Genomic DNA, 14,533 nt, shown 5'->3' with positions numbered 1-14,533 from the left:
CTGATTCGCAAGCGTAGAGACAATAATCCAAACCCAGATTGACAGCTTTACTCGCGATGCCGAGAATCGGCCCAAGAGCGCGAAACCGACTGCTATCAGGTGGCGATAGTCGGCGTTAGGAACCCCATTGATGACCTGAGGATCAGTGTCCGGGTGAGACCTCTCTCCCTATTTGGGGAGTAAAAAAAGACCGACAGCGATGTCGGTTTTTTATTGCCTCAATTATTTGAGCATTCCGTCGACCGACTCAAACCGCTGCAGAATATTCAGTGCTTCCAACATCGTTTGAGCTGTCTTATCCGTAGGGATTCGTGCAACGGAAGGCCGCTCTCGAGTCTCAATAACCTGGTGCTGCCGGGTGCCATTTGGGCAGTCCAGATCAACCGCTTCTTGTGATGCACTCAATTCGCCCACCTCATTCGGATCCGCAGCCATATAGGCTTGATGCCTTCCCACTGCTACTTCATCTGCTTTGACGAGTCGCCGCTATCAGCTCGGTCGCAAGTTAGCCTAAGACGCATCCACGTATTTCGCAGGCCAAAACCACTAACGTTGTCAGCCTTTTCCCCGTGAAAAATCGCCCCCTCGCACCAAAACCACGCACTTTTTTTGACCCCCATCACCCCCACGTCACCAAAAACCCCGATCCTGTGTCAGCCTCCAGCCATCGGCGAGGACATCGATTCGCTACTAAACCCGCGACAACTATGCTCAGGTACAGGAATATAGCCAGCATATGGCGCCTGACCGGCAGTCTCGTAAACAACAATACCCAGCCCACTTCAGAGGGCATTACCCATGGATAGCAGAACCTTACGCAACCTCATGCGCATCGTGCAGACCGGCTCGTTGTCGGCCGCAGCCGAGCATTCGTGCCTGACTGTGCAGGCGTTGGCCGCGCAGTTGAACAAGGTCGAAGAGCAGTTCGGTTTCCGCTTGTTTCGACGTTCCAACAAAGGGCTGACGCTGACGCCGCAAGGCACTGAGCTGACGCCTTATATGGACAAAGTGCTGATTGCCACGCGACAGATGGAAGAGAAAGTCGAGGCACTGAAAGTGCCGGGCCAGCGCACGTTGAAGGTTGCGTTGAACAACACCTTGTCGCCTGATTTCAACCGGCGAATGATCGGACGCCTGATCGAGGTGTTTCCCGATTATCAGATGGAATTCAGCTACGCCGAGTCGATGGAAAACCTCAGCAAGCTGAAAAATGAGGACTTTGACCTTGCGGTGCTGATCGGTCCGCAGCGGCCGGGTTTGCCGAGCATTGTCTTGCCGGATGTGCAGGTACAAGTGGTCGGCGCGCATTGCGGGCAGGAAAACGATCCGCTGACATTACTGGGCAACAAGTTTCAGGTGCGTCCTGCGGAAGATTGTCCGTATTCCCACAGCTTTTTGCGTTTTCTCGACGCCGGGCTGGGCAATCACGAGAACGGCCAGCGCATGGTCTATTCGTGCAGTGAAACGTTGACGCTGTCGTTGATTACGCAGATGGATGCGGTCGGCATGGTTTCGCGTGAGGCCGCGCAGAAGAACGGCCTGACGATTTTCCCCGGTTTCGAGGATTTCCTCGAGGTGCGCCTGGCGGTGAACAATCCGGAGTTGTCGAGCCAGGCGCTCAGCGACGTTGTCGATTTGCCGTTACATGAACGAGCCGAGCGCAATGTACGCAGCCGTCCCAACCGCCACACTGAGAAAGAGGTTTTTGCTGAAATACGCACATAACAACGTCGGAATCGCGGCATAGAATTCCGGGCGATCGAGCTGTATGTGCTGATCCTTGATCAACAAGGGTGTCAGGCTGATCGCAGCGACGATCGCCACCGGCAAGTATTCCAGCGCCCGCGCAACGAACGGCGGCCAGTGCTCGGTGTTGACTTGCAGTGGCAGCGCGCGTGGCAGGAAAGTCACGGCCATCATCAGCGCAACCACCAGAATCAGGAACGTTTGGTCAGGCATACACCCACTCCGCAGCCCACAAACGTGGCGATAAACACATTGAACGGCGAACTGCCGACCAGACTCAACGCGCCCATGCACAGCACAGCGGCCGCAGCGGCAATGAGTTTGTTGCGCGTGTTGCACAGCGACACCAGCACGTAGAGCATCATCGCCGTCAGGGCGTAGTCGAGCTGATATTTGATCAGGTGCGCCGCGTACTGTGCGCAGACCGCGCCAAGCAAACCACCGAGCACCCACGAGGTGTGGCAGAACAGGTTGAAGCCGATCAGATAACGCACGTTGACCGGTGCGCCAGTGCCAAGTTTGACGCTGTGGAACGCGAAGGATTCATCGGTCAGGCCACCGGCATAAGCCCAGCGTTCCATGCGGCTGAGCCCCAGCGCCCGCAGGGCCTTGGCCATGTACACCGACATCAGCATGTGCCGCGCATTGATCAGGAACGTAGTCAGCACGATGGTGGTCAGCGAGGCGCCGCTAGAGATCAGCGCCAGCGCGGCGAATTGCGAAGCGCCGGCATATACGAACAAACACATCGCCACTGGCAGCCACATCGGCAACCCGGCGTTGACGGCCATCAGCCCGAACACGAATGACACCGTGAAGTAGCCAGCGACGACCGGGCTGGCTTCGGCAAACGTGCGCGACGGCTGATGGGCAGCCATCAGCGGCGCACTGCCGGACGTTTCATTCATAGATCCCTCTCAAATGTCCGCTCGCCGTGGGGCTCGCAAAAACCCTGGGCAGTCCAGAATCGCTTGCCCGCGAGGTTAGCATCGTCGACGAACAGAAACATCCGTAACACGCCGACCCGTTTCATATCGGACGACGCCGCTTCAACCAGTCGTTGACCCACGCCCTGGCTGCGATAGCGCGGGCTGACCGCCAGATGATTGATGGTGCCGCGACTGCCGAGCATGCCACCGAGTACCGCGCCGACGATCTCGCCCGCCACGTCAAAGGCGAGATAGGCCGTGGTGGTTTTCTGGATCAGCACGCCACGCAGGCACTTGGCGTCCTGCCACTCGCAGAAGGACACTTCGTCGAACTGGCGGAAAAAGCGCTCCATGCGCTGCGCATCCTTGGCCGTGGCGCGTCGCAGCACCACCGGCGTCGAGCACTCGACGCCGTCGATTGGGGTGATCTGATTAGCGAACAATGTCGAAAGCGGTCCCGGGCCGCGAGAAGGAGATCGCCAGAATCTGCCGGTACGCCATCGCATGGGTGTGCGTGTTGCGGGCCGGGGTCACGTAGTGGCGCATGTCGCGATCGAGGAAGTAGGTGGTGTCGAGAATTTCCTGGTAAGTGGTCGACGCCAGTTGATGCTCGTGGATGTCGTACAAACGACTCTCCGCGCCCTCGACATTATTGCGGCCCCAGAAGTGCACACCGCTGAACGGATAGCCGTCGCAGTGAATGCCTTCGGGGGTGATTTCCAGTTGCTTGCCGGGTTTGATTTCGATGCGGATCTGATGGATCTGGCACTGCCAGATTTCATCGTGCAGCTCTTCCGGCAGTACGCTTTTGTACACTTCGAAATCGGTGTCGATCAGGCTGCGCATCACCGGTGAAGTAATTACTTCATCGGAGAAGTCCTGAAAGTGTCGTACCAGGCCGCCAACATAGGCGTTGTTCTCTTTCGACTGCACGTAGGCGCGATGCTCGAGTTGCTTGAGCTCGCGGGTTTTCGGGTTGTACTCAAAGTCGCTATAACGACGGTAACGCATGCCGGCTTCGGCCTGACCGTAGTAGCTGTCAGGCTCCATGTTTTCCCAACTTTTGGTCAGTCTGACGAAGTCGGCAAAATGACCGTAGAGATTGAAGTCACCACCCTGGACGTTGACATATTTGTCGCGCCGTAGCGATTCGCCCACTTCTCTGTTCAAAACGATCATTACCAAATTCTCCGCTGCGTTGAGCGGCCTAATCTATTAGGTGGAGAATTTGCGTCCATGAGAAAGAATTTCAGGCATTTAAAGTCCTGTTTGAAGCGGCGCTTGAAGCGACCTGAAAACAACTTTTACATGACAAAAACACCGGTTTATTCCGGTTTCCATCGAAAAACCGTCGAAAAAAAACCCCGAACCAGTCGGGGTTTTTCTTACGTTTCTTACACTGGATCAGGCATTAGAAAATGTTGATCGGGTAATCCACGAAAACGCGCAGTTCGTTACCGCTGACGTTGTACTCGCTGGATTTCTGCGAAACACGCAGGATCGAGCTGCGCAGTTTCACGCTCAGGTCTTTGGCCGGGCCACTTTGCACGACGTACTTGAACTGGTTGAAGATTTCGCGCTCGGTGCCGCCTTCGCTGGTGGACGTGGTGATGTTGTCGCCACGCACATAAGCGAAGTTGTAGCTCAGGCCCGGTACGCCGAATGCGCCGAAGTCGAGGCCGTAGCCCAACTGCCAGCTGCGCTCGTCTTCAGCGTTGAAGTCCGACCAGTAGGAGTTGGCCAGGTAGATGGTGTTGCCGCCATCGCCGACACGCTGCTGATCTTTCTGGTAGCCGCCGTAGGCGTAGCCCAGGTTGCTGTCGCCAGTGGAGCGCTGGTGCGCCACGGTGAACGAGTGCGGGCCGGTGGCGAAGGTGGCTGCCAGGCTCCAGATCTTGTTGTCCTGACCGGTGACGATGCTTTTGCCAGGCACGGTGTTTTCGCGCACGTAGGAGCTGTCCAGCTTGGTGCGATAGCCGTTGAAGTCCAGGGTCAGCGACTGATCCTTGTTGAACGGCAACACGTAGTTGGCGTTCACGTATTGTTTCTTCAATACGTCTTCGACGTCGGAAGCGTAGAGCGCGCCTTTGAAGTTTTCAGTGAACTGGTAGCTACCGCCCAATACGTTGATCGACTTCAGACCACCGCTGTCACGGCCTTCATCGCTTTTGCGCGATTCAGCGGTGAAACGACCGGCGTTCAGTTCCAGGCCTTTGATCTCTTTGGAAGTGATCAGGGTACCGGTGTAACTTTCCGGCAGCAGGCGCGAGTTGTCGTAGTTCAGCACCGGCAGGGCCGGCATCTGGTCGCCGTAGGTCAGCACGGTGTTGGAGAAGCGAAACTTCACCGCCGCGCCGGCCTTGGCCAGGTCGTTGGCCGCACTGCCGTAGTGGCCTTCCTGATAGCTGTTTTCTTGCTTGAAGAAGTCGATACCACCGGCGCCGCTACGGCCCTTGCCGCCGTCCAGACGCAGGGCGTACAGACCGAAAGCGTCGACGCCGACACCGATGGTGCCTTGAGTGAAACCGGACGAGAACGTACCGATGGCCGCTTGGCCCCATTCGGCCTTGTCGTCGTTACCGTTTTTGTAATCACGATTGATGTAGGCATTGCGCAGCAGCACTTTGAGGCTGCTGTCTTCAACAAACCCCTTGGACTCGGCCTGGTCGTTAGCCATGGCCTGAGTGGCACTCAACATCCCCAGTGCGATCAGACTGATTCGCTTGTTCAACATTTTGTTTTCCTTATTACGGGTTGAAACGCGCTGTGTCGAACGGCGGAAACGGCGCTTTTGCACTCTTTTATTCACCCCGAAACAAAAAGGCCCGCCCACGATAATGTGATGGCGGGCCTGCTCCTTATTTTGAGTCATGGCGGTTGGCCACAGGCGTTGGGCCGAATCGTAGCCGTGCCCTGAACAATGTGTCAATTTCAAGAATCGTCTTTAAATAGGCGAAAAACGTCTAAGAAACGTAAATTTTGCGCTGAGTCCTTGCTGGGAAATGCACGCAACCAGTGAATCCCGTGCGTATCACGCACAGCCGTCGATAGAACAAAACGCAGAGGCTTTACCTGGCTCATCGAGCACGATGGCTTGTCTCAACCAATCGGCAAAAGCCTGCGGCTTGCCCAGCCAGGGACTGATGTCGACCAACTGGAATGTGCCGTCCTGCTCCAGAGCCATGGTCGGAAAACCCTGACCGCCCAATTGCGCCAGAAACCGGCGACTGGCTTTTATATGGCTCTCGCTGTCAACGGACTCCAGCGCAACGTGGAAATCTGCCTGTGCATAGCCCATCTGCATCGCCAATTCCAACAGCACGGCTGAATCGGCAATGCGTCGCCCTTCCACATAGTGCGCCGTCTGTAACCGCCCCAGCAGGCGCAAACCGCCGCCGTCGATGGCTTCAGCCGCCATGACCGCAGCAATCGCTGGCGTCGAATCGAACACCGCTGAGTGATCACGCAGCAAACCTTCGAAATAGGCCTCACCAAAAGGCTGGCCGGTGTACTCGGCAATGCGTCGGTCATGGGGCATGACGTAATTGCGCAATTGCGGGGAAACACGCTGGCGATTGGCACCACTCATCATTCCGCCGGCATGGGCATTCACCGGCAACACTGACTGTGCCGCTTCCGCCAGCGGCTTGGCGCCGTAACACCAGCCACACAGCGGATCGTAGATGTAGTGAAGAATCATGGAAAAACTCCGGGAGAAAGTCAGGAAAATCGATGGCGGCAGATTAGTCCTCGCACTCTTGCGGAAAAACGCCGGAATGGCTTTCAGTCTGTTTCATGAATCGGTCGAATGATTCGTTCAGCCAGATTGTGTCGATCAGGACACAAATTGAAACAATCAGCCAAGGGAACTTATAAGGAATAATTAACGGAAGTAAATGCAAAGCATTACCATTCGCGCGATCGAATTCTTCCACCCTTTCGGATGCGCTGTTCAATGCCTGCCCCGTTCCGTCTTACGCCCGCCACCCTTGGGCTTTCTGCTTTTCTGTCCAGCGGTTTTGCCTACTCCGCGACCGAGTTACCCGCCACCGCAATCAGCGCCGAAGCGCAAGCCGATGACCCTCGGGTGAAGCTCAGCAGCACCGCGACTCGGACCTCGACGCCCGTACGTTATGTGCCGCAGGCGATCGATTCGATCAAGACCTCGAACGTCGCCAGCTACGGCACCAATGACATCGGCGACGCGTTGAGCGGCATGCCTAACGTCAGCAGCAGCGCCGACACCCGTTTCGACAGCCTGCGCATCCGCGGCTTCGACGCGAGCAACGATTTCTATCTGGATGGCATCCGCGACGACAGCCAATACAAGCGCGACTTGCACAATATTGAACGCGTCGAAGTGCTCAAAGGCCCGGCCGCCGTACTGTATGGCCGTGGCAGTCAGGGCGGGATCGTCAACCGCGTGAGCAAAATGCCCGAGTTCGGCCGGCGCTCGACTATCGAAGCCCAGGTTGGCAGCGAAGATTTGCGCAGTCTTTACGCCGACCTCAGCAGCGACCCGAGCGAAAACATTAGCCTGCGCCTGAACATGGGCAACATGGATGAAAACAGCTTCCGCGACGGTGTCAGTGGCAATCGCCAGTTGTTCGCGCCGTCGATGAGCTGGCAACTGACGCCGGACCTGAACTGGCTGGTGCAGTACGAATACAGCCGCTACAACCGCACCCCGGATCGCGGCATCCCCGGCATCAACGGGCGCCCGGCCGATGTCGGGCGCGATACGACCTACGGCAACGATCACGATTTCATCGACGACAAGTCGCAATCGCTGCGCTCGAAACTCACTTATGAAATCAATGACAACTGGCAACTGCGCCAGACCCTCGGCGTGTTCAAGCTCGACAGTGATTTCGACAACACCTACCTCACCGGTTACACGCCGGCGACCAACAAGGTCACGCGCCAGCACTGGCAGCAGGATCTGACCACTCGCAACGTCTATAACAACGTTGAACTTGAGGGCGGATTCGATACCTTGGGCCTTGAGCATCGCCTGCTCACTGGCATCGAGATCGGCAGCCAGCGCCGCGACCCGACGCTGTACAACGCGGCCTCTGGCAGAACCCCGGGCGCGCAGCCCGTACCGTCGCTCGACCTGTACAACCCGAACCGTGATCTGCGCCATACCGGCAGCATGCAGGTCTCCAGCAGCAGCCACACCGAAGTCGAAAGCCGTGCGGTATATGTGCAAGATCAACTGCGCTTGAACGATCAATGGCAAGTGCTCGCCGGTCTTCGTTACGACACTTTCGATATCGAGTCGACCAACAAACTGCGCAACATCTCCGAAGACCGCGACAGCCACAGCACCAGCCCGCGCGTCGGCCTGGTCTGGACGCCGCTACAAAACCATTCGTTCTACGCCTCGTGGTCGAAGACGTTTTCGCCGGTGGGCGGTGGCTTGATCGGCATCACTCCGGGTGCGGCCGGCAACACCAACGACCTCAGTCCCGAGCTGACCAAGCAGAAAGAAATCGGCGTGAAAAGCGACTGGTTCGATGACCGCTTGAGCACCACGCTGGCGATCTACGATCTGGAACTCTACAACCGCCGCACCACTGATCCAAACGATCCGACCCTGACGGTGATGTCCGGTCTGCAGCGCTCGCGCGGGATCGAATTGACGGCCACCGGCAATCTCGTCGGCAATTGGTACATGCGCGGTGGCGTCGGTCTGCAGGATGCGAAGATCGAGAAGGACAACAACGGCCTGGAAGGCAAACGCATCAACAACGTTGCCAAGCATAACGGCAGCCTGTTCCTGACCTGGAAACCGGAAATGGGCTGGTACGGCGAAACCGGCCTGACCCTGGTTGGCCAACGCTATGCCGATAACGCCAACACCACCGTGTTGCCGGGTTACGGCCGCTGGGATGCCCTGGTCGGTTACCGCTTCAAGGATTGGGATTTACGCGCGGCGCTGAACAACATCACCGATCGTGAGTACTACGCGTCGGCGACCAGCCAGTATCAGATTCAACCGGGTGCGCCACGTAGCGTCGTAATGACCGGCACCTACAGCTTCTGATTTCACACCAATCCTGTGGAAGCGAGCCTGCTCGCTCCCACATTGATTGGGTGTGTACAAAATAGCCGTGCATAAAAAAGCGCCGCCATCCCGGCAGCGCTTTTACCAATCCCTGTTGTGCTTCTTATCCTTCCATCACAGCCCACAATGCTTCCAGTTCGGCCTCGCTGAACAGGCCAGCGGGGTAACGCTCGATCATCATCCGGCGCGGATCAGGTTCCCTGATCTGACGCGTTCCATTGGACTTCAACCAGTGCGCGACAATCTGGAGCGATTCGCCGTTAACGGCCACGGGATGCAACGTCCGCTCGCTGACTACGTTCACTTCGGCGTTCATTTCAGCGCTCTCTCCCCGTTCGTGAGCGGCTACGTTATCCAAGGTTTATGACAGAACTGTTGAAGTTCTCCCCCCTCCCTAGTGCACGGGTGATGAATACAAGAGCTATGCCAATGTTTCTTAGTTGTCGACAAGCGGATACAAAGAAGCCCGCGGTCCTGTCGGGCTGCGGGCCTCAGTTGATGCATAGCGAGCTAATCATTACCCGGCTGATTTGTTAATCAACTCAAGGTGTTACGACTCAACTCACTCTTTGTGCGGCGCGGGTTGCTGTTGGGTAAGGCAATGGATATTGCCGCCACCCAGTAACAGTTCGCGACCCGGCACCATCACCACTTCGTGCTGCGGGAACAGCTTCTGCAGGATTTCCTTGGCCGGCGCGTCCATTGGATCGTCGAAGCTCGGCGCGATGATGCCGCCGTTGACGATCAGGAAGTTCACGTAGGAACCAGCCAGGCGCACAGACGGATTGCGTTCCTGCGTGCCGTCCACCGGGTCGACACCGGCGCACTCTTCTTCAGTCGCGTAAAGCGGCCCCGGAATCGGCATTTTGTGCACCGTGAACGGGCGACCCTTGGCGTCAGTGCTGCTTTGCAGAACTTTCAACGCAGCCTGGCAGCGCGGGTAGTTCGGATCCTGCGGATCGTCGGTCCACGCCAGCAGCACTTCGCCCGGACGCACGTAGCAGCAGAAGTTATCCACATGGCCGTCGGTTTCGTCGTTGAACAGACCGTCCGGCAGCCAGATGATTTTATCCACAGCCAGATTGGCGCTCAGTACCGCTTCAATCTCTTCGCGGCCCAGGTGCGGGTTGCGATTGCGGTTGAGCAGGCACTCTTCGGTGGTGATCAGCGTGCCTTCGCCGTCGACGTGAATCGAGCCGCCTTCAAGCACGAAACCTTCAGTGCGGTAACGCGGGCTGCGCTCGATCTCGAGGATCTTGCCGCCGACCTGCGAATCGCGATTCCACGGCGAGTACAGGCCGCCGTCGAAGCCGCCCCAAGCGTTGAAGTCCCAGTTCACACCGCGCACTTCGCCGCTATTGTTGATGACGAAAGTCGGGCCGCTGTCGCGTACCCAAGCGTCATCGCTGGACATCTCGACCACGCGGATATTCGGTACGTCGAGGCGCGCGCGGGCGTTTTCATACTGGCCGGCGGACACGGCCACGGTGACCGGTTCAAAACGCGCGATAGCCTTGGCCACCGCAGCATGTGCAGCTTGCGCCGGTTTGCCGCCCAGACGCCAGTTGTCCGGGCGCTCGGGCCAGATCATCCAGGTCTGCGTTTGCGGCGCCCACTCGGCCGGCATGTGAAAGCCGTCGGCGCGCGGGGTACTTTTCAAAGTTGTCATCGGGATCAGGACTCCAGGGAACCGTCGAGGGTTTTCAACGCGCCGTACAGGTTCGGACGGCGGTCACGGAATGAACCCCACGCGCTGCGAATGTGTTCGAGCTCGTCGAGGTTGAAAGTGTGCACAAGAATACCTTCTTCGGTTTTATTCAGCTCCTGCACTTTTTCGCCGAACTGGTTGGCGATGAACGAAGAGCCGTAGAACGTGATGTCGTAGCCGTCCTGTTCTTCGTTGCCGATGCGATTGCTGGCGATCAGCGGCATCAGGTTGGCGCCGGCATGACCCTGTTGCACGCGCTGCCAGTGATCGCGCGACGAAATGGTCTTGTCGTGCGGCTCACTGCCGATCGCGGTTGGGTAAAACAGAATCTCCGCGCCTTGCAACGCCATGCTGCGTGCGGCTTCCGGGAACCACTGATCCCAGCAAATGCCCACGCCGATTTTTGCGTAGCGGGTGTTCCACACTTTGAAACCGGTGTCGCCGGGGTTGAAGTAATACTTCTCGTGGTAGCCCGGGCCGTCAGGAATATGGCTTTTACGATAAATCCCGAGGTTGCTGCCGTCGGCGTCGATGATCGCGATGCTGTTGAAACGCGCGCGGCCGGCCAGCTCATAGAAGCTGATCGGCAGCACCACTTGCAGCTCTTTGGCGACTTTCTGGAAATGTTTGATCGCGACGTTTTCTTCCACCGTCGTCGCCAGTTGCAGATAGTCCGGGTTCGGCTTCTGGCAGAAGTACGGCGCCTCGAACAGCTCCTGAATCAGGATGATCTGCGCGCCTTTAGCGGCGGCTTCACGCACCAGCCTTTCAGCGATTTCGAGGTTGGCTTCCAGATCCCAGGAACAGGCCATCTGAGTGGCGGCAACGGTAACGATACGGCTCATGAATCATCTCCGGGCAAGTGCTTTGACGGTCGACAATTCGACCGAAAAGAAAACGCGCGCACCGGACATGAGATCACCAAGCCGGAGCAATGGCGACTTTATATCCGATAAATATCGGCTTTAGAAGCTTGCCAAATGCCTTTCGCCTAAATAATTCCGATAAAAGCCGATACAAATCGAACTATTGTCGCACTTCCTGTAGGAGCTGCGTTATAGGCCCTCGGTGAGGACTCGGTCGAGCATGTCGACAAAGAAATCCACACTCTGGCGCGACGTCACCATCGGCGGTTTGATCTTGAGAATGTTCAGATCATCCCCGGTCGGCTGCATGAAAATCCCCAACTCACGCAAGCGATCACACAGCAACACCGTCTCCTCGGTCGCCGGCTCCAGCGTCTCGCGATTGCGGATCAGCTCAAGTCCCAGATAGAACCCGGAACCGTGCACCGCGCCCACCAATGGATGTTTATCGATCAACGCTTCCAGACGCGCCTTGAAGTGGCCACCGACCACCTGCGCGTTCTCCCAGAGCTTTTCTTCTGCCATGACATCGAGCACCGCCATGCCGATCTGGCAACTGACCGGACTGCCGCCCGCCGACGAGAAGAAATAGCCCTCGGCCTCCAGCGCCTCGGCAATTTCCCGTCGCGTGATCACCGCGCCCAGCGGCTGACCGTTGCCCATGCCCTTGGCCATGCAGATGATGTCCGGCACCACACCCTGCTCTTCAAAGCCCCAGAAGAAGTGGCCCATGCGCCCGTAACCGACCTGCACTTCGTCGGCGATGCACACGCCGCCCTGCGCGCGCACCAGCGCGTATACCTGCTGGAGATATCCCGGCGGCAGCGAGATACCGCCGGCATTGCCATACACCGGCTCGCAGATAAACCCGGCCAATTGGCGCTTCTGCTCGGCGAGTTTTTTCAGGTGATGCTCAACGCTGCGCACGTAATCCGGCGCCGAGTCGAGACCGCGGAACTCCCCGCGATAAGTGTTTGGCGCAGGCACCGGATGCACCCAGTCCGGGCGGCTTTCCAGGGCTTTCGGGTTGTCGGCGATTGACGTCGATACCGCATCGGCGCCGACCGTCCAGCCGTGATAGGCCTCAAGCACGCTGATCATGTCGCGCCCGCCGCTGTAGGCCCAGGCCAGACGAATCGCCAGGTCATTGGCCTCGCTGCCGCTGTTGACCAGAAACACTCGATCCATGCCTTCCGGCGCCAATTTCAGCAAGCGTTCGGAAAACTCGGCGACCGCCGCATAGTTGAAGCGCGAATTGGTGTTGAGCAGCGACCACTGCCGTGCAGCGACAGCGGCCATGCGCGGGTGACCGTGACCGAGCACTGCAACGTTGTTGAGCATGTCCAGATAGGAGCGGCCCTGCATGTCGATCAGGTGGTTTCGCCAGCCGCGTTCAATGCGCGGCGGATCGACGTAATAGTGTTTTTGCGTGCGGGCGAAACTGGCATCGCGGCGTTCGAGCAGGGTTTTCGCGTCCAGCTCCGGCTCGGCATCGCAGGCCAGTCCTAACAACGCCGCTGGCGATGGGCACAGTGCCTGCCACGCCGATGCCTGCGCCGGAGTGCAAAACAACGGCGCATCAAGCTGCGCGCCCCGACACAACTGCACCCGCAACGAGCCGCTGACCGCGCCCAGCACCTGACCTTTGACCAGCGCCGCGCCGTTGTGCAGCGACGGTGTCACGCCCCACAGCCGCACGCTGAGTTGCGGGCCATCCAGTTGCAGCACACCGTCTGCGGCCTGATGCACGACGCCAGCGAACGGCGCCTCCACGGTGGTGCCCTCGGGCACGCGCAATTCCACGTGCAGCGGGAAGGTGTCCTGTTCAACGGCACTGTCGGGACGAGTGCGCGACAAACGGTACTGACCATAACGGCTCGCCGCCAAACCATGGGCCGCCGCCGCTTCGTTCAACAGGTGCTGATCGATGTCTGCCTGTTCCCAGTTGCCGGCCTCGAAATGCGGACTCAGGACACCGAGATCGATCAGGGCAAATTCACGCCCGACCAGACCGGGCAGCAAGGGCGCAAAACCTGCGCTGTCGAACGCCGGCAATGCGTGACCGACGGCCGTGAGGATTGCCGCTTCCATCAGCGCCTGTGGCACCGATGTGGCCACGCGGAAGATTTCCCACTCATGGCTGAGGTTGTCACGGCTGTAAGTATTCGCAGGATCGATGCTGACCTGTTGTTCGCCACTGAGCACCAGCACCGCCGCACGCGCGACAATCAATGGCCACAGCGCTTGCAGCTCTTCGTGTTGCAGCGGGTTGACCGCGTGGTAAGCCTGCACTGCCGGCAGAATGACAAACGGATCACCACCGGCGTGATGCAACAATGCCGCACAAGTCACCGACAGATCAGTGATGCGCCAGGTGCGCACCAGATCGCCAAAGTCGATCACCCCCTGCAACTGCCAGTGCCGCTGGGCATCGCGCGCCCAGACGGCGTTGTCATCGGTGATGTCCATGTGAATCGCCTGCACCGGCAGCTTGCCCTGCAACGGCTGCAAACGGTGCTCGGCCTGTTCGGCCGCATCGGCAATCACTGCGCGTTGCTGCTCATCCTTGATCACTGGCAGCAGATGGCTGATCAGTGCACTGGCGTGGCGGGCATCCCACTGCAACGTGCGCTCAAGGCCCGGATGGTCGAACCCGGCCAGCGCCAGATCCATCTCGCCGCAGAGCCGGCCAAACCCCGCCACCACGTCGCGCCCCAAGTGATCGAGATGCGTAAGCGGCTGACCCTCGATGTAATCCAGCAGCCGCACATGGACGGCTTCGCTGCCGACCGCCAGTGACAACAGATCTTCGCCGTTATTGGCCGCGATCACCCGCGGCACCGTCACCGCCGAGTGCTCGGCCAGATACTTGAGGCCCGCATGCTGGGCTTGCAGCTCCACCAGGGCGTAATCGCCTCGACAGATTTTCAGCACGAACCGCCCGCGTGGGCTGTCGACGCGAAAATTCAGATCCTGCTGGCTGCCAAGGGGCTGCAACGTGCCGCTGAGTCCGTAGTGTTCCGCCAGCCATTGCCGGGCCTGCTCGGCAGAAACCTGCGGGCTGGGCAAACTGGCGCGATGAATCAACGTGGCGAGCGGCATGAAACGACCCCTTAAATGTTATTAGGCGCCTATATCGCCATTGCTGGACGGGATCCGCAACCCCCAACCGCGCAAAGGTATACGGGCTATTTGTCTTGCAGCACTCGCACCC

At 58.5% G+C, this 14,533-nt stretch carries 12 protein-coding genes; 2 read left to right on the top strand and 10 right to left on the bottom strand.

The window, feature by feature from the left end; genetic code table 11:
• Positions 1–798: 798 nt before the first annotated feature.
• Complete coding sequence (locus CKW14_RS10490) at positions 799–1,725, top strand: LysR family transcriptional regulator (protein WP_008080520.1); 927 nt, start codon at positions 799–801, stop codon at positions 1,723–1,725.
• On the opposite strand, the gene CKW14_RS10485 is transcribed toward CKW14_RS10490, so the two are convergent.
• The 6 genes from CKW14_RS10485 to CKW14_RS10460 form a co-directional block, all read right to left on the bottom strand.
• Complete coding sequence (locus tag CKW14_RS10485) at positions 1,642–1,959, bottom strand: AzlD domain-containing protein (protein ID WP_007952614.1); 318 nt, start codon at positions 1,957–1,959, stop codon at positions 1,642–1,644. The genes CKW14_RS10490 and CKW14_RS10485 overlap by 84 nt on opposite strands.
• On the bottom strand, positions 1,938–2,654 hold the full coding sequence (locus CKW14_RS10480; RefSeq protein ID WP_007909125.1) for an AzlC family ABC transporter permease: 717 nt from the start codon (positions 2,652–2,654) through the stop codon (positions 1,938–1,940). The genes CKW14_RS10485 and CKW14_RS10480 overlap by 22 nt, the downstream gene beginning before the upstream one ends.
• Positions 2,651–3,028 carry a GNAT family N-acetyltransferase gene (locus tag CKW14_RS10475; protein WP_008080517.1) on the bottom strand — a complete coding sequence of 126 codons (378 nt, stop codon included), beginning with the start codon at positions 3,026–3,028 and terminating at the stop codon, positions 2,651–2,653. Before CKW14_RS10475 ends, CKW14_RS10480 begins: the two co-directional genes overlap by 4 nt.
• 79 nt (positions 3,029–3,107) lie before the next feature.
• Complete coding sequence (locus CKW14_RS10470; RefSeq protein WP_034151909.1) at positions 3,108–3,854, bottom strand: 2OG-Fe dioxygenase family protein; 747 nt, start codon at positions 3,852–3,854, stop codon at positions 3,108–3,110.
• A gap of 232 nt (positions 3,855–4,086) precedes the next feature.
• Positions 4,087–5,409 carry an OprD family porin gene (locus CKW14_RS10465; protein WP_095125290.1) on the bottom strand — a complete coding sequence of 441 codons (1,323 nt, stop codon included), beginning with the start codon at positions 5,407–5,409 and terminating at the stop codon, positions 4,087–4,089.
• A gap of 297 nt (positions 5,410–5,706) precedes the next feature.
• Entirely contained in the window at positions 5,707–6,375 is a 669-nt protein-coding gene (locus CKW14_RS10460; RefSeq protein ID WP_095125289.1) for a DsbA family protein, read from the bottom strand.
• Positions 6,376–6,630: 255 nt separating this feature from the next.
• Between CKW14_RS10460 and CKW14_RS10455 the strand changes: the two genes are divergently transcribed.
• On the top strand, positions 6,631–8,724 hold the full coding sequence (locus tag CKW14_RS10455) for a TonB-dependent siderophore receptor (RefSeq protein ID WP_095047132.1): 2,094 nt from the start codon (positions 6,631–6,633) through the stop codon (positions 8,722–8,724).
• Between the two features lie 124 nt (positions 8,725–8,848).
• On the opposite strand, the gene CKW14_RS10450 is transcribed toward CKW14_RS10455, so the two are convergent.
• The 4 genes from CKW14_RS10450 to CKW14_RS10435 form a co-directional block, all read right to left on the bottom strand.
• Positions 8,849–9,061 (bottom strand): hypothetical protein, encoded by a 213-nt coding sequence (locus tag CKW14_RS10450; RefSeq protein WP_095047131.1) that lies wholly within the window; start codon positions 9,059–9,061, stop codon positions 8,849–8,851.
• 246 nt (positions 9,062–9,307) lie between these two features.
• Positions 9,308–10,414 (bottom strand): agmatine deiminase, encoded by a 1,107-nt coding sequence (aguA, locus tag CKW14_RS10445; RefSeq protein WP_095125288.1) that lies wholly within the window; start codon positions 10,412–10,414, stop codon positions 9,308–9,310.
• 5 nt (positions 10,415–10,419) lie between these two features.
• On the bottom strand, positions 10,420–11,298 hold the full coding sequence (gene aguB, locus CKW14_RS10440; RefSeq protein WP_095125287.1) for an N-carbamoylputrescine amidase: 879 nt from the start codon (positions 11,296–11,298) through the stop codon (positions 10,420–10,422).
• 210 nt (positions 11,299–11,508) lie between these two features.
• A complete protein-coding gene (locus CKW14_RS10435; RefSeq protein WP_095125286.1) occupies positions 11,509–14,421 on the bottom strand; it encodes an aminotransferase in 2,913 nt (970 codons plus the stop codon).
• Positions 14,422–14,533: the final 112 nt, after the last annotated feature.

This window comes from Pseudomonas sp. Irchel s3a12, from assembly GCF_900187485.1.
Taxonomy (GTDB): Bacteria; Pseudomonadota; Gammaproteobacteria; order Pseudomonadales; family Pseudomonadaceae; genus Aquipseudomonas; species Aquipseudomonas neuropathica.
The sequence above is the reverse complement of the archived record's forward strand: the minus strand, read 5'-3'. Positions and strand labels throughout refer to the sequence as shown.